We start from the raw sequence: 20,606 nt of genomic DNA, 5'->3' as shown, positions 1-20,606 counted from the left end.
GGTCTGGATACCGTGAACACGGTGCCGGATGCCACGCTGGATGCGTTCCGCGATCATGGCGTGGCGCAGAGCAAGCTCGATACGGCGATTGAGGAAGCGGTACTGGCAATGGTGCAACTGCGCAAACTGGGGATCGACTTCAACCTTGTCGGTGAGCAGTTGCAACAGGAAGGCCTGAAGCTGTTCGATGAGGCGTTCGAAAAGCTGCTGAAGCTGACCGAATGACACGCCGGACGCCCAACGAAAAACCGGCCTGCGCAGGCCGGTTTTTCGTTGGGGGGAATGCGGGGTCAGGCCACGCCATCCAGCCGGTCCGCCGTATCGAGCAGGTGCGACACCGCGCGCTCGAACAACGGGATTTCTTCCAGGAAGCGCGCGCGGCCCGATTGGCGCAACCGCATGAACAACCCCACGCCCAGCACCGACTGCGGCCGATCCTCGCCCAGGTTGAGCATCACGCGGCCACGCGACAGGTCGGGCCAGCTCAGTACCGCGCGCGTCATCTCCCCACCCAGGTCGATCTCGACGCCCACGCCGCGTTGCAGCTTGGCCAGGATGGCAGCTTCTTCGTCCACCGAGACGGCATCCTCAGCGGGCGGCGGCGGGTCGCCGATCAGGCGGTCGACCATTTCAAGACGGGTTTCCAGTTCGCGGATGGCTTCTTCCAGCAATTGGCTGTCCAGTTGCTGGGGCGCCGGTTGATGCGGGGCCACGGCTTCCAATGCCTCCTTGTCCAGGCAGTGTTCGAAACGATCACGAAAGTAGGCCAGAGACGGTACGGTGTGGGGAAGGTCAATACTGCGCAATGCGAATTTATGCGCATCGAGTAACCACCCCAGCAATTCCCGCGCTTCCGCCTCGCGGCCGCGTTCGACCAGGCCTTCGCGCAGGCTGGTCACCAATCCCGGCAACAGTTGCCGCAGTTGCAGGCGGTCGGCCTCGGTGAGCTTGGGTGCAACGCTCCACACGAGATCCGGCATGGTACGCCAGTAACGCAGCGCGCGCTCCGGATCGCTGCGCGCGGCACGTTCGATCACGCGCGGCCAGTCGTGCCGCAGAAAGCTGTTCAGGTAGTCGTCCAGCTTGATGTCGCCCAGCGCGGCGCCGGTCATGGCGACGATGCGGGCAAAGCGCAGCGTGCGGTTCTCGGCGCGATCGACCGCTTCCAGTGCCGGCTCCACTTCTTTCTGCCCGGCGCGCAGTTCAGCGGCAATGAAGGCGTCAAGCTGGTCGAGCATGCGCGGGAACAGTTCGGCGCTGCCTTCATGACTGGCGAGCAGTTCCTCGACGATACGGCTGATTTCGTTGGCGACGCGCTCGCCGGTCGGGTCCACCTGCTTCAGCCCGATCGAGATCGAGCCGATGCGGTTGACCAGCAGGCGCACCGGGTGGCTTCGGCTACTGAGCAGCGTCGGGTCCATCAGCGCCAGCTTCAGCACCATGAACTGCAACCGGCCCAACTGGGCACGCACTTCCGCCGGCACATCGGTATCGCGCAGGATGAATTCGAACAGCATGGCCACGATGTCGATGGTCATCTGCTCGCGGCTGTCACGCGTCTGGCTGTTCAGTTCCTCGCGGTGTTCGAGGATGACGTTGCGCAGGTGGCCGTCACGCAACTCGCCCGGCGTATCGTCGGCATGCGTGGCCTGAAGGCGCGTCACCGAGTGGACGAGGATCACATTCTCCGTGGCAGCCACGCCCTGCTCCCCGCCAGGCAGCAGGCCGGAGAACAACTTGCGCAGGACACTGCCCGCGCGTTCGGCGCCCCCCAGCCAGCCACTCGGCTGCGCCGTCATCGCATGCGGCGCGGTCTGCCAGCCGGCAGGCACGCCGCCTTGCTGCGGATAACCCCCTGGCGCAGCCATACCCGGCATGCCGGCCACGCCGGGCTGCATACCGGCACCCATGGCAATACCGGCACCCATCGCATTTTCCAGACCGGTCACCAGTTGCAGCAGGCGTTCTTCGGGGGCCGCGATCGGGCCCCCGGGCATGCCTGCCATGCCTCCCATTCCAGCCGGGCCGCCCATGCCGGGCAGGCCGGCCGGGATCATGTCCGCGGTCCAGCCGTCGCCGCCCGACTGGGCACCGGCTGCGGCGCCTGCCGCCGCGCCGTGATCGGCGGGAATCTGCCCGCCAACCGCGCGCGCGCCGCCGCCCAGGCTGCGCGGACGCATCTGCAACTGCGCGGCGATGCCATGCTTGGCCAACAGCGTATTCATCGCTTCATACAGGGTGTAGGCGCGCGCGGCCAGGCCTTCGCACAGTTCCTCCACCAGCACGGCAGCCTGTTCGCGCGATTCGACAAAACCGTCGATGGTATTGGAGATGCAGCGCGACAACAGGTAGGGACGAAACGGGTTTTCGCGTTCCTTGACGTTCTCTTCGCCAAACAGCAGCGCCACGCGGATGTTCAGGTCGCGCAACTGTTCTTCCACCTCGTCGCGCAGGTATTTGGTCACCGAGTCGATACGTAGCTCGTCCTCGAAGGTGGACAGGCTGACCAGGCTGAGTTCGGCGGTGGCAAGCGCGCCGGAAAACGAGGGGCGGAAGTTGCTGTAGGCGGTCTGGAAGCTGCGGTCGAGCAACTGCTCCATATGGGCGACCAGATCCAGTCGCAAGGTCGGTAGCCGGCGTTGCAGCGTGGTGCGGGCATCGAGCAGTACCGTCGATTCGCGCATGGAACGGGCGAATTCGGCTTTCTTCAGCAGGCCGGCCTCGGTATGTGGCAGCAGTTCCTGCACTGCACTGTCGAACAGGCTCAGAAAGGTTGCGCGCGCTGCGCCAAGCAAGTCATTGCGATCCATCATGTCGTCAATCCATAACGCAGGTCTTCGGCGCCAACGGTTCGAACAAAACCATCGAATCAAGACACCATATGGTCAGCACAAAGACAGAATCACTTTGAAAGCTAACATTTATCGCCTTGATTTACGCAGCATAGTGGATTTTAGCATGACAGCATGACGCGGCCGCCTTGCGGTAGACAGCAAAAAACTTACCGCGAAGCGACCACCCCGACACGCATTTCGCAGCGACGCCACTACCCATGGAAAACGCCGCGTCCGGGGACGCGGCGTCGATAGCAGGCCAGCGACAACGCCTGCGTGGCCTAGCCCGGGTTCGCGGGCGGGGGAACCTCGGCCTGTTCCTGCCAGCCGCCACCCAACGCCTTGTACAAGGTGACGAGGTTGGCCTGCCGCGCCAGCCGCGCACCGATCAGACCTTGCTGCGCGCTGTACAGGGCGCGTTGCGAATCGAGCACGGCCAGGTAGCTGTCCACGCCTTTGCGGAAGCGCGCATCGGCCAGCTTGTAGCTGATTTCGGTCGCCTGGGTCAGCGATTGTTGCGCGGCCAGTTGCTCATCCATGGTGCCGTAGTCGGCCAGGGCGTCGGCGACTTCGCGGAACGCGCTCTGGATCGACTTTTCGTATTGCGCCACCGCGATATCGCGATCCGCCCTGGCGGTATCCAGCCCCGCGCGGTTGCGGCCGCCGTCGAAGATCGGCAGCGTGATCTGCGGGATGAAGCTCCAGGTACCGGCGCCGGCCTGGAACAACTGCGACAGCTCGTTACTGGCGCTGCCCGCCGACGCCGTAAGCGTGATGCGCGGGAAGAACGCGGCCCGCGCCGCACCGATGTCGGCATTGGCGGCGCGCAAGGTGCGCTCGGCCTGGAGCACGTCCGGGCGCCGCACCAGCACGTCGGATGGCAGGTCCGCCGGCACCTCGGCCAGTACAGCCACCGGGGTCAATGTCTGGTTGGGCAACAGTTCGGCCGGGATCGAGGCGCCGACCAGCAAGGTCAACGCGTTGCGATCCTGCGCCGTCTGCGCGGTGAAACGCGCCACATCGACCCGCGCCGAATCCACGCTGGTCTGCGCCTGGCGCAAATCCAGCTCGGACGTCACGCCGGCTTCGAAGCTGCGCCGGGTCAGGCCATAGGATTCCTGCTGGCTTTTCAGCGTATCGCGCGCCAGCACCAGCCGTTCCTGGTCGGCGGCCAGCGTGAGGTAGGCGTTGGCGACCTCGGCCACCAGACTGATCTGTGCGCCGCGCCGTGCTTCCTCGGTAGCGAGGTAGCGCTCCAGCGCCGCATCGTTCAGGCTGCGCACGCGGCCGAACAGATCCAGCTCGTAGCTGGCAAAGCCGACGCCAGCGCTGTACTGATGCGTGACGGCGGCATTGCCATTGGGCGACAGGCTGGCCGGGGTGCGCTGGTGGGTGCCGGAGCCGGCGGCGTCGATGGCGGGGAACAGGTCGGCGCGCTGGACCTGGTACATGGCACGGGCACGCTCGATATTGAGCGTGGCGACGCGCAGGTCGCGGTTGTTGTCCAGCGCCAGGCCGATCAGTTGTTGCAGGCGGGTATCGATGAAGAAATCACGCCAGCCCAGCGCGGCGGGGTCGCCGCTGGCCGGGCGCAGTGCATAGGCCTCACCTTGTGGCCATGCGGCGTCCACCGGCGCGGCCGGGCGCTGGTAATCAGGCGCCATCGTGCCGCAACCGGCCAGCAGCGCGGCGACGAGGGCCAGAGTCATGGGAGTGCGGCGCATGTCATTGGTCCTCTTGATGGGCATGGGCGGTATGCGTGGTGGCGGTGCCGTGGCGCGGCCGGAACAGCCGCCGCACCAGCACGAAGAACAACGGCACGAAGAAGATGGCCAGCACGGTGGCGGAGATCATGCCGCCCAGCACACCGGTACCGATGGCGTTCTGCGCGCCGGAGCCGGCGCCAGTGCTGATCACCAGCGGCAGCACGCCCAGCGCGAACGCCAGCGACGTCATGATGATGGGGCGCAACCGCATCCGTACCGCTTCCAGCGTGGCGGTGATCAGGTTCTTGCCTTCGATTTCCATCAGGTCCTTGGCGAATTCCACGATCAGGATGGCGTTTTTCGCCGATAGCCCGATGGTGGTCAGCAGCCCCACCTGGAAGTACACGTCGTTGGACAACCCGCGCCCGGTGGCGGCAATCAGTGCGCCGAGCACGCCCAGCGGCACCACCAGCATCACCGAGAACGGGATCGACCAGCTTTCATACAACGCGGCCAGGCACAGGAACACCACCAGCAGCGAGATCGCGTACAGCATGGGTGCCTGCGAACCGGACATCCGTTCCTGGTACGACAGGCCGGTCCATTCGATGCCCACGCCCGGCGGCAGCTTGGCGACGATATCTTCGATGGCCTTCATCGCATCGCCGGTACTCTTGCCCGGCGCCGGCTGCCCCATGATTTCCATCGCGGGCAAGCCGTTGTAGCGCTCCAGGCGCGGCGAACCGTAGGTCCAGTGCGCGGTGGCGAAGGCGGAGAACGGCACCATCTCGCCATGCTGGTTGCGCACGTACCACTTGTTCAGGTCCTCCGGCAGCATCCGCGCCTGGGCCTCGCCTTGCAGGAACACCTTCTTCACACGGCCACGGTCGATGAAGTCGTTGATATAGGTGCTGCCCCAGGCCGTGGAGATTGTGCTGTTGATGTCGGCCAGCGCCACGCCCAGCGCGCGCGACTTGGCCTGGTCGATGTCGAGCTGGAACTGCGGCGTATCTTCCTGACCGTTCGGACGCACCGCCACCAAGGCGGGATTCTGCGCCGCCATCCCGAGCAACTGGTTACGCGCCTCAGTGAGCTTGGCGTGGCCGATACCGCCACGATCCTGGAGGAAGAAGTCGAAGCCGGTGGCATTACCCAGCTCCACCACCGCTGGCGGGGCGAAGGCGAACACCAGGCCGTCGCGGATGCGCGAGAACGCGCCCATGGCACGGCCGGCGATCGCCTGCGCCTTCTGCTCCGGTTCCTTGCGTTCGTCCCACGGCTTGAGCGAGATGAAGCCCAGGCCGTTGTTCTGGCCGGCGCCACCGAAGCTGAAGCCCGCCACGGCGAAGACAGAGGCCACGTTCTGCTTTTCGCCCTCCATGAAGTGGTTTTCCACGGTCTTGATGACGGACAGCGTGCGCTCCTGCGTGGCGCCGGCCGGCAGCATCACCTGCATCATCAGGATGCCCTGGTCTTCATCGGGCAGGAACGCGGTGGGCAGGCGGAGAAACAGCACCGCCATGCCGGCAACGATGGCCAGGTAGATCAGCATGAAACGGCCGCCGCGCTTGAGAATGCCGCGCACGGCGCTCTGGTAGCGGTTGTTGTTGCGGTCGAACATATTGTTGAACCAGCCGAAAAAGCCGGTATCGACCGCGTGATGCCCCTTTTCGATCTGCTTGAGCATGGTGGCGCACAGCGCCGGCGTGAGCACCAGCGCCACGAACACCGACAGCGCCATCGCCGAGACGATGGTGATCGAGAACTGGCGATAGATGGCGCCGGTGGAACCGCCGAAGAACGCCATCGGCACGAACACCGCCGACAGCACCATGGCGATACCGACCAACGCGCCGGTGATCTGCCCCATCGATTTGCGCGTGGCTTCACGGGGCGACAGGCCCTCCTCGCTCATCACGCGCTCGACGTTTTCCACCACAACGATGGCATCGTCCACCAGCAGGCCGATCGCCAGCACCATGGCAAACATGGTCAGCGTGTTGATCGAGAACCCGAACGCCGCCAGCACGCCGAACGTGCCCAACAGCACCACCGGCACTGCGATGGTGGGAATCAAGGTGGCACGCCAGTTCTGCAGGAACAGGTACATCACCAGGAACACCAGCACGATGGCTTCGACCAGCGTCTTGACCACTTCCTGGATCGACAGCTTGACGAAGGGCGTGGTGTCGTAAGGCTTGACCACCTTCATGCCCGGCGGGAAGAACGGCTTCAGCGCCTCGACCTGGCGATCCAGCGCGGCGGCGGTTTCCAGCGCATTGGCGCCGTTGGCCAGCTTGATCCCCATGCCCGATGCCGGTTTGCCGTTGAAGCGTGCCACGGTGTCGTAGCTTTCGTTGCCCAGCTCAACGCGCGCCACATCGCGTAGCAGTACCTTGGAGCCGTCAGTGTTCACCTTGAGCAGGATCTGCTGGAACTGCTCCGCAGTCTGAAGGCGGGTCTGCGCGGTGATGGTGGCGTTGAGCTGCTGCCCCTTCACCGACGGCGTGCCGCCGAGCTGGCCGGCGGATACCTGGGCGTTCTGCCCACGGATGGCCTCGGCCACATCGTTGGGCGTGAGCCCGAAGTTGTTGAGCTTGTCCGGATCGAGCCACACGCGCATGGCGTACTGCGCGCCGAACAACTGCACGTCGCCAACGCCGGGTACACGGCTGACCGGGTCGAGCATGTTGCTGGCGATGTAGTCGGCAAGGTCGACGTCGCTCATGCTGCCGTCCTCGGAGACCACACCGAGCACGGACAGGAAGCTGGCCGACGATTTGGTCACCTGGATCCCCTGCTGCTGCACTTCCTGCGGCAGCAGCGGCGTGGCCAGCGCCAGCTTGTTCTGCACCTGCACCTGCGCGATGTCCGGATCGGTGCCGGCGGTGAAGGTGAGCGTGATCGTCATCGAGCCGGAGGAGTCACTGGACGACGACATGTAGCTCAGGTTGTCGATGCCCTTCATCTTCTGCTCGATCACCTGGGTGACGGTGTCCTCCAGGGTCTTGGCGGATGCGCCGGGATAGGTGGCGGAGATGGAGACGGAGGGCGGTGCGATCTCCGGGTACTGCGCGATCGGCAGCTTGAGGATGGCCAGGATACCGGCCAGCATCACGATGATGGCGATCACCCACGCAAAAATGGGCCGATCGATAAAGAAACGGGCCATGCGTCAGGCTCCTTGCTTGGCGGCGGGGGCCGACGCGGCGCCGGCCTTGGGTTGCACCGGCACGGCGTGCGCAGGCACGCCGGGGCGCACTTTCTGCAACCCTTCGACGATCACCTGATCGCCCGCATTGAGGCCATCGCTCACCAGCCATTGATCGCCGACTGTTCGTTCCGTCTTGAGCTGGCGCGGCTCCACCTTGCCCTCGGCGTTGACGATCATGGCAACCGCCACGCCGCGCGCATCGCGCGTAACACCCTGTTGCGGCACCAGGATGGCGGATTCATTCACGCCTTCCTCCAGCACGGCGCGCACGTACATGCCCGGCAGCAACTGATGTTTCGGATTGGGGAACACGGCGCGCAGCGTGACGTTGCCGGTGGTCTGGTCCACAGTGACGTCGGAGAATTCCAGCCGGCCTTCCTGCGCATAGTGGCTGCCGTCTTCCAGCACCAGTTGCACGCGGGCCTTGCCGCCCGCCTGCTTCAACCGCCCGCTTTCCAGATCGCGCCGCAGCCGCATCAGTTCGGTGGTGGACTGGGTGACATCCACATAGATGGGATCGAGCTGCTGTACCGTGGCAAGCGCCTGGGCCTGGTTGGCCGTGACCAGCGCGCCGGCGGTGACCGTGGAACGGCCGATGCGGCCGGAAATCGGCGAAGTCACGCTGGTGTAGGCCAGGTTGATGCGTGCAGTTTCCAGCGCCGCCTTGGCGCCGGCCACATCGGCCTCCACCTGCTTGAGCGTGGCGGTAGCATCGTCGTGATCCTGCTTGCTCACCGCGTTGATCGCCACCAGGTCGTCATAGCGCGACGCGCGGTTGCGCGCGGTGAGCACATTGGCTTCGGCTTTGGCCAGCGCGGCCTTGGCGCTTTCGTACTCCGCCTGATAGGTGGCCGGGTCGATCTGGTACAGCACCTGCCCGGCCTTGATGTCCGACCCTTCCTCGAATAGCCGCTTTTGCAGGATGCCGCCCACCTGGGGCCGTACCTCGGCAATCTGGTACGGGCTGGTACGCCCCGGCAATTCGGTATCCAGCGCCACCGCCTGCAATCCCACCTTGACCACACCCACTTCCACAGCGGGCGGCGCCGCATTTTGCGCACCCTCGGGTTGGGATTTACCGCAGCCGGCCAGGCCGATGCCTCCGATCAAGGCCAGCAGCATGGCCAGGGTTGTGATGCGGGACGGGAATTTCATGGGCACCTCGGAGCGGAGTGGAATCGAAACGTCCGCCTTCTTGGGGCGGACGCGATGGCGGCACGGGTAGCGGTCGCACTGGGACAAATGTCGGTTTGTACTGGCTCTAGAATGAGCACTCGATCTAGAATGAGCGTTCATTCTATTTCCGGAAGCCCGTTCCCGGCAACAGTTACAATGCGGGCTCATACCAAAAACGAAGTATGCAGAGAGCAAGATGAACAAAGCAGGAAAAGTCGAAGGAGAGGGCTCCAAGGCTCAGGCACGCCGCGAGCAGGTGCTCGCCGCCGCGCACGCCTGTTTCTTGCAGTCCGGCTTCCACGGGGCCAGCATGGCCGTGATTGCCAAGGCCGCGAACATGAGCGTAGGCCACATCTATCACTATTTCGAGAACAAAGAGGCGATCATCGCCGCCATCGTCGAAGAAAACGTGCAGCATGTGTTGAGCAATATTCGCAGTGTGCGCGGCGCGCCCAGGCTGTATGAGGCGATGATCGAAAAAGCGGGCGAAAGGCTGGACGATGTGATGGACACCGGCAAGACGGCGCTGATGGTGGAAGTACTGGCCGAGGCGTCGCGCAACCCACACGTGGCCGAGCTGATCAAGCTGTCGGATCAAACGCCGCTGAAACTGCTGGGCGAACTGATCGCCGAAGGGCGGCAGGCGCGCCCGGCGCTGTCGCAGGAAGAACTCCGGGCGCGCGCCGAGGTGGTCGCCGCGCTGTTCGAGGGTTTGCAGATTCGCGCGCTGCGTAATCCCGACCTGCCGCGCGCGGCCATCCTGCCGCTGATGCAGGACTGTATCCGGCTGGTGCTGGAACGCTGAGCGCCCGCGCCAACGACAACGCCCCGCAATGCGGGGCGTTTTTGCTGTGGCGTGGCGCGGCTTCGCGTGCGGGGCGAAGGTCGATCCACTCCGGCCGGCTACTTGCCGTCGGCGGCCTTGAGCACTTCGACCAGATCGACGTATTGCTGCTGGGCTGCTTCGCCGCTGGTGCCCTTGAGCTTGGCCCAGGCATCGTACTTGGCCTGCGCCACGAACTGGATGGCGCTCGGGCGATCACCGGTCACGTCGCCCTCGCTGGCCTGCTTGAACAGCGCGTAGAGCTTGAGCTTGGTCTGCACGTCCGGCGCTTCGTCCAGCTGGACGACTTCTTCCTGGGCGGTTTTGAAACGACTGGCCAGATCCGACATGGTGTTCTCCAGATAGTTTTCAAACAGATGTTTTACACGCTCAGTATAACGGCGGTGCCTTTGCCCCACACTCGGGAAAACATGTACGCCATGCGCGGCGGAGCAAAGCCCGCTCAGCAGCAGGGCAGATACACCCCGTAGCCCTGCGCGGTCAGGCTGATCAGGCAGAAACCGTGCCCAAAAGGATCGGCCAGCATGGCGAGTTGGCCATAGGGCTTGGTTTCCGTCGGTGCCTCCACCACGGCACCCGCCGCCACCGCACGAGCCACGGCGACGGGCACGTCATCCACCTGGAAGTCGAAATGGATCGGTGACCAGTGCCGTGTATACAGACGCTCCGGCAGGCCGGGCGCCGGCCGCGTACCAGCGTGCTTGAGCAACAGGAATACCCGCACTCCCGCGCCGCCCAGTTCGACAAACTCGGTGTCGTAACGATGCAGCAGCGTCAGGCCAAGACCCTGGGTGTAGAAGGCAATGCCCGCTTCCAGATCGGGAACGTCGATATTGATCAGCACCGGCATGACAACCTCCTCTCTACCGTCAAGACTAAACCCGGAGGCAAAGCACGCGCCGCGCACACCTGCCATGGCGAATGGGCATCGATCCGGCAACACCCGCTCTCGCCCGAGCTTAGCGAGGCCCCCTACGGCGAGAGCGGGGGGAGCAGAACCGATCAATGCGAAAGGCTCAGGCGCTGAACACCCGCTTGCCCTTGACCAGCGTATGCCGCACGCGGCCTTTCAGCTCATGACCGAGGAACGGCGTGTTCTTGCCCTGGCTACGCAGCGTTTCCGGCGTCACGCGCCAGGTGGCCTCGGGGTCGAACAGCGTCAGGTCGGCGCGGTTGCCCACCGCCAGCCCGGCCTGGAAGCCCAGGAATGTCGCCGGCACGCAGGTCACCTTGGCCAGCGCCTGCGGCAAGGCCACGCCGGCGCGTTCAGCCCAGGCCAGCGTCAACGGCAACAGCAGTTCCAGGCCGGTGGCGCCACGTTCAGCCTCGGCGAACGGTACCAGCTTGCCGTCGTCGTCCACGGGGCTGTGGTCGGAACAGATTGCGTCGATGGTGCCATCGACCAGGCCGGCGACGATGGCGTCGCGGTCGCGCCCGCTGCGTAGCGGCGGATCGAAGCGGTACTGGCTATTGAAGTAGCCGATATCCACGTCGGTCAGGTGGATATGGTTGATGTCCACGTCGCAGGTCAGCGGCAGGCCATCGCGCTTGGCGGCGCGCACCATCGCCACGCCTTCGCCGCTGGACAGTCGGGCCAGATGCACTCGGCAACCGGTGGCATGCATCAGTTGCACGATCTGCGCGATGGCGATGGTCTCGGCCACCACCGGGATGCCGGTCAGGCCCAGGCGCGAAGCATATTCGCCGTCGTGCGCCACGCCGTCGTTCACCAGGCTGGCTTCTTCGGGGCGCAGGCGCAGCGAGAAGTCGAAGGTGGCCGCGTACTGCATGGCGCGGTACAGCACCTGAAGGTCGGCAATGGGCACATCGCCTTGTGAAAACGCCACGCAGCCGGCCTCGCGCAGTTGCGCCATCTCGGTGATCTCACGGCCTTTGAGGCCAGCGGTGAGCGCGCCCACCGGATACAACCGTGCCAGATCGTGCGCCTTGGCACGCTGGCGCAACATGGTCACCAGGCCGGGTTCGTCCAGTGGCGGGTCGGTGTCGGGCGGGCAGACGATGCTGGTCACGCCGCCGGCCACGGCGGCGGCCATCTCGGTGGGCAGCGTGGCCTTGTATTCGAAGCCCGGCTCGCGCAGACGCGCGGCGAGATCCACCAGGCCGGGGCAGACCACCAGCCCGCTGGCATCGAGGGTGTCCTCGGCGACAAAGCCGGCGGGCGCCTGGCCGACGCCGACGATGCGGCCCTCGGACAGGAACAGGTCGGCGAGCCGATCGGTGCCGGCCAGCGGATCGACCAGGCGGCCGTTCAGGATTGCGATGTTCTTGATTGCCATGTTCTCGACTTTCCTTAACGTCTTGCCTGGTTCTCGGCGACGATGTTCATCACGGCCATGCGCACGGCGATGCCGAAGGTCACCTGCGGCAGGATCACCGCGCGATCGCCGTCGGCCACCGCCGAATCGATCTCCACGCCGCGATTCATCGGGCCGGGGTGCATCACGATGGCGTCGGGCCTGGCCAGCGCCAGCTTCTCGGGGGTCAGGCCGTAGTGCTTGAAGTATTCCTGCGTGCTGGGCAGGTAGGCGCCGCTCATGCGCTCGTTCTGCAAGCGCAGCATGGCAACCACGTCCACGTCCTTCAGGCCTTCCCGCATGTCGTGGTGGACATGCACGCCCAGGCTTTCGATGCCCGTGGGCAGCAAGGTCTTGGGCGCGATCACGCGCACTTCCGGGCAGCCCAGCGTGGTCAGCGCGTGAATCTGCGAGCGCGCCACGCGCGAATGCAGGATGTCGCCGACGATGGCGACGCGCAGGTTGGTGAAGTCGCCCTTGTAGTGGCGGATGGTGTACATGTCCAGCAACGCCTGCGTCGGATGCGCGTGGCGGCCGTCGCCGGCATTGACCACGGCAATGCCGGGTTGCACGTGCTCGGCAATCAGGTGCGCGGCGCCCGATTGTGCGTGGCGCACCACGAACAGGTCGGCGCCCATCGCTTCCAGGTTGTGGATGGTGTCGAGCAGCGTTTCGCCCTTGGCGGTGCTGGAAGCCTGGATATTGAGGTTGATCACATCGGCCGACAGGCGCTTGGCGGCGATCTCGAAGGTGGTGCGGGTGCGCGTGGAGTTCTCGAAGAACAGGTTGAACACCGAGCGACCGGCGAGATGGTTGAATTTCTTGTTGCCTTCGGCGCCCTGGGCGACGAACTCAGCGGCGCGGTCGAGCACCTGATTCAGGATGCGCCTGGGCAGCCCTTCGGTGGTGAGCAGGTGAATCAGCTCGCCCTGTTGGTTCAATTGGGGGTTGTACATGAGGATCTCGGCACGGCGCCGCCGGGGACGGTGGCAGGTTGGCGATGGCCGCAATTTTCGGCCATCCGCCCGGCGCTGACCAGTGCCGCGTAGGGGAAAATGCCAGGGACGCGATCGGCCCGTGCGCAAATCCGGCCGATCAGGGCTCGAGGGAGGGCCAACGCGGATCGCGATAGAGCGCCTGCGCCACGCCCGCCAGATAGGCCGCCAGCATGGGATCGGCGCTGTTGCTGAGCAAAAGTCGCGGGTACGGCTCGCCGCGGGGCAGGGTCACCACCTGGGCACGCCATTGCGGCCATTGCTCGGCCAGCCAGTCCTCGGTGAGCGCGGGCATGGTGATGACGTCGACCCGCCCGGCCATCAGCATGCGCGCCAGCGATTCCATCGACGGGGTATCGAAGCGCTGGATCGGCACGGCGGTACGCTTGCGCTCCAGTTCCGCATATCGATGCCCGAGCAGGGAACCCAGGCGATAGCCGCCCTGCTTTTCGATCTGCTCCCGGCTCAACGGCCGCTCGCGCAAGGTGACCCACAGATCGGTGTCGCGCAGCAGCGGCGGGGACCATTGCAGCCGTTCGGCGCTGGGCTTGAGCCATGCCGGATTCACCCAGGCCACCACACCGCGCCAGTCCGGCGATGCGATCAGGCGATCCACGCGGCGGCGCGGCAGCAACTTCAGCTCGAAGTGGTAGCGGCCGGTGGCGCGCTCATTCAACGCATCGATCAACGCGTGGCTGAGGTCACGGCCATCCTCGGCGATATAGGGTGGATAGTCGTGATAGACATACACAGGCACCGCCTGGGGCTCGGCCACGACCATCCCGGATGCACCACACAGAAAAAGCAATACCAGCCACAACTTTGCCATCGTCTCGTCCCCTCACGAGCCCACAGCTTACAACGCTCGCCCGCAGGATGGACGTACTTCGATCGGCGCCCGCGCGATAGCCATCCATTTGCCGGGCCAACCCTTGGAAATGGCGGGGGTCACTGCGCCGCCGCCCCATCGAACCAGCCCTGGAGGATCTGCATCGCCGCGACCTGATCGAGCGCCGGCTTCTGCTTGCGGCCGCGCACGCCCGTATCGTTGAGCGCGGCACTGGCGGCGGCGGAACTGTAGCGCTCGTCCACCAGCGCCACCGGCAGGCCGAAACGACCGTTCAGCCGATTGGCGAACTTGCGCGCCAGCCGCGACGTTTCCTGCTCTTCACCCGACTCCGCCAGCGGCAGCCCCACCACCAGTTGCGCCGGCTGCCATTCGGCGATCAACTGCCCGATGCGCGCGAACCGGGCGTCGTTGCCCTCGGCGGCAATGGTTTCCACCGGGTGGGCAATGCCCAGCTCGGTGCTGCCTACGGCGACGCCGATGCGGGCCTCGCCAAAATCGAATGCGAGCACGCTGCTCATGGCAAATCCAGGAAAAAAAAGGGACGAGCCCACGGCAGGGCCCGCGGGATCAGGCGTGGCCGGCATCCTCGGCCAGCATCGCCATGTCGATGCCGAGCAAAGCCAGCGCGGCCTCGTAACGCTCCTCGGCCGGCAGGTCGAAGATCACTTGCGGATCGGCCTGCACCGAAATCCAGGCATTCTGCGCGATCTCGTTTTCGAGCTGCCCGGCTTCCCAGCCGGCGTAGCCCAGCGTGACGAACAGCTGTTCCGGGCCAGCGCCCTCGCCCACCGCCAGCAGCACGTCCTTGGAAGTGGTCAGGCCCATCTCGTCGGACACCGGCAGTGTCGATTGCCAATCGCCCAGCGGGGTATGCAGCACGAAACCGCGATCGGTCTGTACCGGCCCGCCGAAGCACACCGCGAGATCGGCGACATCGGGACGATGCAGTTCCACGCCGATCTGCTCGAACAGCGTGGAAAGCGGCATGCCGAGGGGCCGGTTCACGATCACGCCCATCGCGCCGCGCTCGTTGTGGTCGCAGACAAAGGTCAGCGTCCGCGCGAAGATCGGGTCCACGAGGCTGGGCATGGCGATCAGGAAGTGCTGGGAGAGATTGAAGTCCATGCCTCAAGTATCGCATAAGAAGTTGCGCGCACAGCGCGCGCGACCGGCGGTAGGCAGGGGCCAGCGGCAATATCGCCAGCGGCGTGCGCCGGGACACAGCTATGATCCGCCCACCTTCCTGGATGACACCCCGATGAGCGATACCGCAATCGTCTGGTTCCGCCGCGATCTGCGCCTGTTCGACCATGCCGCGCTGTATCACGCGCTGAAGCGCCATGGCCGCGTGGTGGCGGTATTCGTGTTCGACCTGGATATCCTGGCGCCGCTGCCACGGGCCGACCGGCGCGTGGAGTTCATCCTCGCATCGCTGCACGAACTGGCCGAGTCCCTGCACGCGCGCCATAGCGCGCTGGTGGTGGCGCACGGCCGACCAGTCGCGGAAATCCCGCGCCTGGCGCGGCACTTCCGGGCCGGGGTCGTCTACGCCAACCACGATGACGAGCCCGCCGCGCGCGATCGCGACCATGCGGTGGCCCAGGCGCTGGCAGCCGAAGGCGGCGAGCTACTCACCTTCAAAGACCATGTGCTGTTCGAACGCGATGAAATCCTGACCCGCGAGCAAGGCATGTACAGCGTCTTCACGCCTTACCACCGCGCCTGGTCGGCTCGGCTGGACAACTTCATGCTGTCGTCCTACCCGGTGGCACGCTATCTGGAACGGCTGTTGCCGCTGCCGCAAGCACCGCTGCCGACACTGGCAGAGCTGGGCTTCGTTGCCACCAATCTCGCCGAACTGCCGTTGCCGACAGGCATGTCGGGCGGAGAGCGGTTGTTCGAGCAATTCAAGCCGCGCCTCGATGCCTACCCTCAGCGCCGTGACTTCCCGGCGATGAAGGGGCCCTCGTATCTGTCGGTACACCTGCGCTTCGGCACGGTATCGATCCGCGAACTGGCGCGCCATGCGTGGCAGGCGGGCACCGCAGGCGCACAGACCTGGCTGAAAGAACTGGCATGGCGCGATTTCTACCACCAGATCCTCTGGCATCGCCCCGATGTGGTCGATCATGCCTTCCGGCGCGAGTACAACACGCTGCCATTTCCCAACCGGGAGGACTGGTTTGCCGCGTGGTGCGACGGGCGCACCGGGTATCCATTGGTCGATGCCGCGATGCGCCAGCTCAATGGCACCGGCTACATGCACAACCGCCTGCGCATGGTGGCGGCGTCGTTCCTGGTGAAAGACCTGCTGGTGGACTGGCGCTGGGGCGAGCGCCTGTTCGCCGAGCGGCTGATCGACTACGACCTCGCCGCCAACAACGGCGGCTGGCAATGGGCCGCCTCCACCGGCTGCGACGCCCAGCCCTACTTCCGCATTTTCAATCCGGTCAGCCAGTCGCGAAAATTCGATCCGGATGGCCGCTTCATCCGCCGCTATTGCCCCGAACTGGCCGCTTTACCCGATCACGCCATCCACGCGCCGTGGCAGGCGCAGCCCCTGGAACTGGCCGCCGCGGGCGTGCGGCTGGGGCACGACTACCCGCTTCCCATCGTCGATCACGCGCAGCAACGCGAACAGGCACTGGCGCTGTTCAAAGCCGCGCGTTGACGCATGAAAAAGGCCGGTCCCTTGGGGCCGGCCGGGTGCGAAGCGCCCTGGAATTATTGCAGTTGGTAGATGCTCAGCACGTTGCGCAACTGCGCGTCGTTGTAATCCAGCTTCACCATCCGCCAAGTGACCGGATCGTTGGCCGGAGCCGGGTCGAAGTCGAACGCCTCGGTCACCGTGGCCGACGACGGATAGGTCCACTGATCCAGCCGCTCGGCATAGCCGGAGGCCGTGCCATATGACACATCGATGCCATAGGCGAACCCGATGGGGAAGCTGGCACTCACGCTGAACGGCCCACCGGCGAACGAACCCAGCGCGGTACGGCTGGCGCTGCTCAGTGCGGGCCAGGCGATCTGCGCCAGCTCGGCGTTGGTGTACGGCCGTTTGACGACGGTGCGGTACTGCGCGTTGGTGGTATCGGTGATGAGCACCGCCTGATTGCTGGCGGTATAGAACTCGAAGGCATACACGCTGTTGTCCTTCACCTCGGCGATGGCGCTGTCCGACAGCTCCACCAGCGTGCCGCAGTTCGGCAACGTGCCTTCACGGCAGAACTGACCACCCAGCGACTGCGGCACGAAGCGTACGCCACCGGCCGGCAGACCTGGCCCCTTCACCAGCGCATAGGTGATCGTGCCGTGGTCGTTGCTGGTGTTCGGGTCTTCGATCCAGAACTCCAGCCCGGTGTGATAGCTGACCGTGCCGTTGACCTCGTTGCGCAGCGCCAGCGGATACGCTTCTGCGGAGAAGCGGCCACGGTTGCCATGCAGCAGCCACTTGGCCTGCCCATCCACCGTCACCTTCTGCAAGCGCCAGCCGGTTTCCACGCTTTCCAGCAGGCCGTTCTTCAGCTTCACGATGAAGCCAACCCGGACAAAAGTGCCGTCGGCCGAGGTCTGCACCGGGCCTTCCAGCGTCACGCCGCTGAAGCTGATGCCGATATTACTCGGATCGCTACCCACATCGGCCGCGAAGGTATCGCGGTTCTGATCCTCGTGACGGAAATCCTCGCTCAGCTCGCCCTTGACCGCCTCGGCGGTCGGCAGGCCATTGGCGAATAGCGCATTGAAGCGCCGGAACGCCGCCTCGATGCCTTGCAGATCGGAAACCACGCCGCTCAGGTCACCGGGAGCCGGCAACGCATCGGTATCGGTGGTGCTGGTCAGTTGATCCTGGATCTCCTCCTGCGTCAGCACGTTCCGGATCGTCGCCACCTGGGTTTCCGGATCGACAGTGACACGCAGGATGTCCAGCGCGGCGTCCAGCCCGGTATGGTCGGCCTGGAAGCTGCTGCGCAGCAGATCGATGGTGCTCTCGATGCCCAGCCCGGTCAGCACGCTTTGCAACCGCGCCTTCAGCGCCGCGGTCTGCTCGGTGAGGGCATCCGGAGTCAGGCTGGCGAACTGCGGCGTATCGAAGAAATTGGCCGCCAGATCGCCGGCGATATTGGCGATGATCAGGTCGGTCAGCGGCGTGATGTTGATGGTGCCGCCCACATCGGTCTGCAACGCGGCGGAATGGATCACGTAGCGCTTGCCCCCGACCATGCCATCGGCACGGAACACGAACGGCGGCGTCAGGCCGGTGACGTCGACGGTGTACTGCCCGTCCGCCCCCACCGGCACGCTGCGCGTGACCCCGTTGGCATCCTTCACGGTCACGGTGCCAGCCAGCGGTGCGCCGGCCGCAGCCACGCCGCTGATGTTACCCGACGCGGCGGGCGGGCCCGACGGCTCGTCAGGAGTGGAGTCCCCACCGCCACTGCCACAGGCAGTGAGCAACAGCGCCATGCTGGCGGCCAGCAGGGCTGGCTTCATATATCGCATTGTCATCGTGTATCCCCGGAAACAGGCGGTGGTCCGCCCTGATTGTCGATCGCGGCGCGCCTCGCCGGGCAGGGCGGGCACTGCATGCGAAAGCACCGATGCTTTCGTCCGGACTCAGCGTAGAGAGGCGTCAATAAGACAACAATCACTCATATGAGTGATGCCATATGCTTATCGCTATACTTCCCGACGGAATGCACGCGCAATGGGAAGCCCATGGAAGCACTGATCGGATCGATCTACGAAAGTACGGTGGCGAGCAGTGGCTTTGTCCTGTTCCTGAGCCATCTGGCGACACACTTCCGGCTTCGATCCGCCCAGTTGATCGTGCGCAACCTGCACAGCCACGCCATCCGTGGCGCGTGGACCAGTCACACCGATGCAGAATGGATCCAGCGCTACGCCGACGACTACGCCCGTGAGGATCGCCTGGCGCATGTCATGATGACTTCGCCCGGCGGGCGGTTCTATGCCAGCAACCGCGACATTCCTGACATCGACAGTTTTCTGAAACACAGCCGCTTCGCCCGCGAATATCTGGCGCCACAAGGCATCGCCCACGCGGCGGCCGCCACCATCCAGGTGGAAGGCGATTGGCACACCCAACTCTTCATCCAGCGCCGGCACGATCCCGGCGGCTTTGCCGACGCCGAACTGGCCGAACTCGACCGCCTGCTGCCACACCTGCAACGCAGCGTGCTGATCCACCAGCGGCTGCTCGAATCGCGTTTCGACGCGCTGGCGGTACACAGCGCACTGGATGCATTCTCCACCCCGGTGCTGATGCTCAACCGTCTGGGCAAGGTGATGGTGGCCAACCACGCCGCGCAAACGGTCCTGGCGCGCGGCGCGCCCGGCATCTCGCTCGATGGCGCCAACCTGCTGATCGACGCCGCCGACAGCGAACGGCGCCTGTCCACCTACCTGCGCCTGGGCGACACCGCCCTTCCCGACAACAGCGGCCGACGCACCCTGCGCATTCCGCGCGGCCCGAACCTGCCGCCCTTGACGCTGCTGGTGACCACGATCCATCTGGCGCAGCAGGATGGAGAAGGCGTCGAAGCATCGCTGGTCTTCCTGTTCGACCCCAGCCTGCGCGCCGCGCCCGACCCGGCGATGCTGATGCTGCTGTTCGGCCTCTCCGAAGCCGAAGCGGCCCTGACCGCCGGCCTGTGCCGGGGCGAAAGCCTGGAAACGCTGGCTGCCGCGCGCGACGTGACGCTCAATACCTTGCGTACCCAGTTGAAGAGTGTGTTCGGCAAGACCGGCACCAACCGGCAGGCGGAGCTGGTGGCACGGGTGATGGCAAGCCCCGCATATGCGGCGCGATAGGGAGAATCGGGGGCGGTTGGCGCCTTTGCCATTGCGGCAGCGCTGATGGGTGCGCTTAGCGGCAACCTCAAAACACGGAGCGCCTCGCGGCGGTCGTTAGTGCTCGGCATGCGCGTTTCAACGGCAACATCTTTAAATCAACAGCAACACCTTTAATGCTGGGCAGGCCGGTTCGTTTCTTTTTGCGTGACCAAAAGAAACGAACCAAAGAAAAGGCGGTGCGACGCTTCGCCCTGCATGGCGCGTCGCTAAACGGCAAGCCGCTAAGCTTTGGCGGCACCACCGTCTGCGCCCCTCCGGGGTTACCTACGTCGGTCGCGAGCCTAAGGTCTCGCTCCACTCCTCGGCACCACATAATGGAGGAAAGGCTGCTGAATGCCAGCGCAGTTTGGGAAATGTCCTCGCTGTTTGCATGCCTGCGAGTACAAAGCCACCCACTTTCACCCACAGGCACTCGTACACGTCACCCCTTCCTTTCAAGGGGAGGGGCCGGGGGAGAGGATGGTCTGCCGGGTCCCCTTCAGAAGCGCCGAGCGGAAGACAAGCGGGCGGGAATTCGGCGAGGACTGTCTGAGGGCGCGCAGCGCCCGAGTTCCGCAGCCACCGCCCGATTGTCTGGAGCGAGGGAACCCGAAGGGCGTGGATGCAGGGTCGCCTTTTCTTTGGTTCGTTTCTTTTGGCGACGCAAAAGAAATGAACCGGCCCGCCCGGCCGCTAAGGGCGTCAAGCAACCGCGCCGCAGGCGCCAGGCGGTTAAAAGCCTTTGCAGTTGCAGTTGCAGTTGCAGTTGCAGTTGCAGTTGCAGTTGCAGTTGCAGTTGCAGTTGCAGTTGCAGTTGCA

17 protein-coding genes are annotated in these 20,606 nt (G+C 65.0%); 4 read left to right on the top strand and 13 right to left on the bottom strand.

The window, feature by feature from the left end; all coding sequences use genetic code 11:
- Positions 1–225: transaldolase family protein (locus FAZ21_RS19090; RefSeq protein ID WP_281279797.1), on the top strand; the 225-nt coding region annotated here is incomplete at its 5' end.
- Positions 226–290: 65 nt separating this feature from the next.
- Here FAZ21_RS19090 and FAZ21_RS19085 read toward each other — a convergent pair.
- From FAZ21_RS19085 to FAZ21_RS19070, 4 genes are all read right to left on the bottom strand, one after another.
- Positions 291–2,813: a DUF1631 family protein gene (locus tag FAZ21_RS19085; RefSeq protein WP_136775026.1), complete on the bottom strand. Its 2,523-nt coding sequence runs from the start codon at positions 2,811–2,813 to the stop codon at positions 291–293.
- A 302-nt stretch (positions 2,814–3,115) separates the two neighbouring features.
- Positions 3,116–4,558, bottom strand: coding sequence for an AdeC/AdeK/OprM family multidrug efflux complex outer membrane factor (gene adeC, locus FAZ21_RS19080; protein WP_136775025.1), 1,443 nt, complete (start codon positions 4,556–4,558; stop codon positions 3,116–3,118).
- A 1-nt stretch (position 4,559) separates the two neighbouring features.
- Positions 4,560–7,712 carry an efflux RND transporter permease subunit gene (locus FAZ21_RS19075; RefSeq protein WP_136775024.1) on the bottom strand — a complete coding sequence of 1,051 codons (3,153 nt, stop codon included), beginning with the start codon at positions 7,710–7,712 and terminating at the stop codon, positions 4,560–4,562.
- Positions 7,713–7,715: 3 nt separating this feature from the next.
- On the bottom strand, positions 7,716–8,909 hold the full coding sequence (locus tag FAZ21_RS19070; RefSeq protein WP_136775023.1) for an efflux RND transporter periplasmic adaptor subunit: 1,194 nt from the start codon (positions 8,907–8,909) through the stop codon (positions 7,716–7,718).
- A 217-nt stretch (positions 8,910–9,126) separates the two neighbouring features.
- Between FAZ21_RS19070 and FAZ21_RS19065 the strand changes: the two genes are divergently transcribed.
- Complete coding sequence (locus FAZ21_RS19065) at positions 9,127–9,735, top strand: TetR/AcrR family transcriptional regulator (protein WP_136775022.1); 609 nt, start codon at positions 9,127–9,129, stop codon at positions 9,733–9,735.
- Between the two features lie 98 nt (positions 9,736–9,833).
- On the opposite strand, the gene FAZ21_RS19060 is transcribed toward FAZ21_RS19065, so the two are convergent.
- From FAZ21_RS19060 to FAZ21_RS19030, 7 genes are all read right to left on the bottom strand, one after another.
- Positions 9,834–10,103: an acyl-CoA-binding protein gene (locus FAZ21_RS19060; RefSeq protein ID WP_136775021.1), complete on the bottom strand. Its 270-nt coding sequence runs from the start codon at positions 10,101–10,103 to the stop codon at positions 9,834–9,836.
- 113 nt (positions 10,104–10,216) lie between these two features.
- Positions 10,217–10,624 carry a VOC family protein gene (locus FAZ21_RS19055; protein ID WP_136775020.1) on the bottom strand — a complete coding sequence of 136 codons (408 nt, stop codon included), beginning with the start codon at positions 10,622–10,624 and terminating at the stop codon, positions 10,217–10,219.
- Positions 10,625–10,790: 166 nt separating this feature from the next.
- Positions 10,791–12,071: a dihydroorotase gene (locus FAZ21_RS19050; RefSeq protein ID WP_136775019.1), complete on the bottom strand. Its 1,281-nt coding sequence runs from the start codon at positions 12,069–12,071 to the stop codon at positions 10,791–10,793.
- Positions 12,072–12,085: 14 nt separating this feature from the next.
- Complete coding sequence (locus FAZ21_RS19045; protein WP_136775018.1) at positions 12,086–13,045, bottom strand: aspartate carbamoyltransferase catalytic subunit; 960 nt, start codon at positions 13,043–13,045, stop codon at positions 12,086–12,088.
- Between the two features lie 139 nt (positions 13,046–13,184).
- Positions 13,185–13,859 (bottom strand): transporter substrate-binding domain-containing protein, encoded by a 675-nt coding sequence (locus FAZ21_RS19040; protein ID WP_136775017.1) that lies wholly within the window; start codon positions 13,857–13,859, stop codon positions 13,185–13,187.
- Positions 13,860–14,032: 173 nt separating this feature from the next.
- Entirely contained in the window at positions 14,033–14,452 is a 420-nt protein-coding gene (gene ruvX, locus FAZ21_RS19035; protein ID WP_136775016.1) for a Holliday junction resolvase RuvX, read from the bottom strand.
- Between the two features lie 49 nt (positions 14,453–14,501).
- A complete protein-coding gene (locus FAZ21_RS19030; RefSeq protein WP_136775015.1) occupies positions 14,502–15,059 on the bottom strand; it encodes a YqgE/AlgH family protein in 558 nt (185 codons plus the stop codon).
- A 133-nt stretch (positions 15,060–15,192) separates the two neighbouring features.
- On the opposite strand from FAZ21_RS19030, the gene FAZ21_RS19025 reads away from it, so the two are divergent.
- Positions 15,193–16,605 carry a cryptochrome/photolyase family protein gene (locus tag FAZ21_RS19025; RefSeq protein ID WP_136775014.1) on the top strand — a complete coding sequence of 471 codons (1,413 nt, stop codon included), beginning with the start codon at positions 15,193–15,195 and terminating at the stop codon, positions 16,603–16,605.
- Positions 16,606–16,658: 53 nt separating this feature from the next.
- On the opposite strand, the gene FAZ21_RS19020 is transcribed toward FAZ21_RS19025, so the two are convergent.
- Positions 16,659–18,440 (bottom strand): hypothetical protein, encoded by a 1,782-nt coding sequence (locus FAZ21_RS19020; protein ID WP_136775013.1) that lies wholly within the window; start codon positions 18,438–18,440, stop codon positions 16,659–16,661.
- Positions 18,441–18,650: 210 nt separating this feature from the next.
- Here FAZ21_RS19020 and FAZ21_RS19015 point away from each other — a divergent pair, with 210 nt between their 5' ends.
- On the top strand, positions 18,651–19,766 hold the full coding sequence (locus tag FAZ21_RS19015; RefSeq protein ID WP_136775012.1) for a helix-turn-helix transcriptional regulator: 1,116 nt from the start codon (positions 18,651–18,653) through the stop codon (positions 19,764–19,766).
- Between the two features lie 520 nt (positions 19,767–20,286).
- Here the strand turns inward: FAZ21_RS19015 and FAZ21_RS19010 are convergent.
- Positions 20,287–20,606: hypothetical protein (locus tag FAZ21_RS19010; protein ID WP_211243530.1), on the bottom strand; the 320-nt coding region annotated here is incomplete at its 5' end.

The sequence above is a fragment of the Chitiniphilus eburneus genome (assembly GCF_005048205.1).
GTDB classification, from domain to species: Bacteria; Pseudomonadota; Gammaproteobacteria; order Burkholderiales; family Chitinibacteraceae; genus Chitiniphilus; species Chitiniphilus eburneus.
The sequence above is the reverse complement of the archived record's forward strand: the minus strand, read 5'-3'. Positions and strand labels throughout refer to the sequence as shown.

What these genes read in the sequence shown, in the direction of transcription:
- FAZ21_RS19085 (WP_136775026.1), bottom strand. Translation starts at nt 2,813, where the DNA reads ATGATGGATCGCAATGACTTGCTTGGCGCAGCGCGCGCAACCTTTCTG.
- adeC (WP_136775025.1), bottom strand. Translation starts at nt 4,558, where the DNA reads ATGCGCCGCACTCCCATGACTCTGGCCCTCGTCGCCGCGCTGCTGGCC.
- FAZ21_RS19075 (WP_136775024.1), bottom strand. Translation starts at nt 7,712, where the DNA reads ATGGCCCGTTTCTTTATCGATCGGCCCATTTTTGCGTGGGTGATCGCC.
- FAZ21_RS19070 (WP_136775023.1), bottom strand. Translation starts at nt 8,909, where the DNA reads ATGAAATTCCCGTCCCGCATCACAACCCTGGCCATGCTGCTGGCCTTG.
- FAZ21_RS19065 (WP_136775022.1), top strand. Translation starts at nt 9,127, where the DNA reads ATGAACAAAGCAGGAAAAGTCGAAGGAGAGGGCTCCAAGGCTCAGGCA.
- FAZ21_RS19060 (WP_136775021.1), bottom strand. Translation starts at nt 10,103, where the DNA reads ATGTCGGATCTGGCCAGTCGTTTCAAAACCGCCCAGGAAGAAGTCGTC.
- FAZ21_RS19055 (WP_136775020.1), bottom strand. Translation starts at nt 10,624, where the DNA reads ATGCCGGTGCTGATCAATATCGACGTTCCCGATCTGGAAGCGGGCATT.
- FAZ21_RS19050 (WP_136775019.1), bottom strand. Translation starts at nt 12,071, where the DNA reads ATGGCAATCAAGAACATCGCAATCCTGAACGGCCGCCTGGTCGATCCG.
- FAZ21_RS19045 (WP_136775018.1), bottom strand. Translation starts at nt 13,045, where the DNA reads ATGTACAACCCCCAATTGAACCAACAGGGCGAGCTGATTCACCTGCTC.
- ruvX (WP_136775016.1), bottom strand. Translation starts at nt 14,452, where the DNA reads ATGAGCAGCGTGCTCGCATTCGATTTTGGCGAGGCCCGCATCGGCGTC.
- FAZ21_RS19030 (WP_136775015.1), bottom strand. Translation starts at nt 15,059, where the DNA reads ATGGACTTCAATCTCTCCCAGCACTTCCTGATCGCCATGCCCAGCCTC.
- FAZ21_RS19025 (WP_136775014.1), top strand. Translation starts at nt 15,193, where the DNA reads ATGAGCGATACCGCAATCGTCTGGTTCCGCCGCGATCTGCGCCTGTTC.
- FAZ21_RS19020 (WP_136775013.1), bottom strand. Translation starts at nt 18,440, where the DNA reads ATGACAATGCGATATATGAAGCCAGCCCTGCTGGCCGCCAGCATGGCG.
- FAZ21_RS19015 (WP_136775012.1), top strand. Translation starts at nt 18,651, where the DNA reads ATGGAAGCACTGATCGGATCGATCTACGAAAGTACGGTGGCGAGCAGT.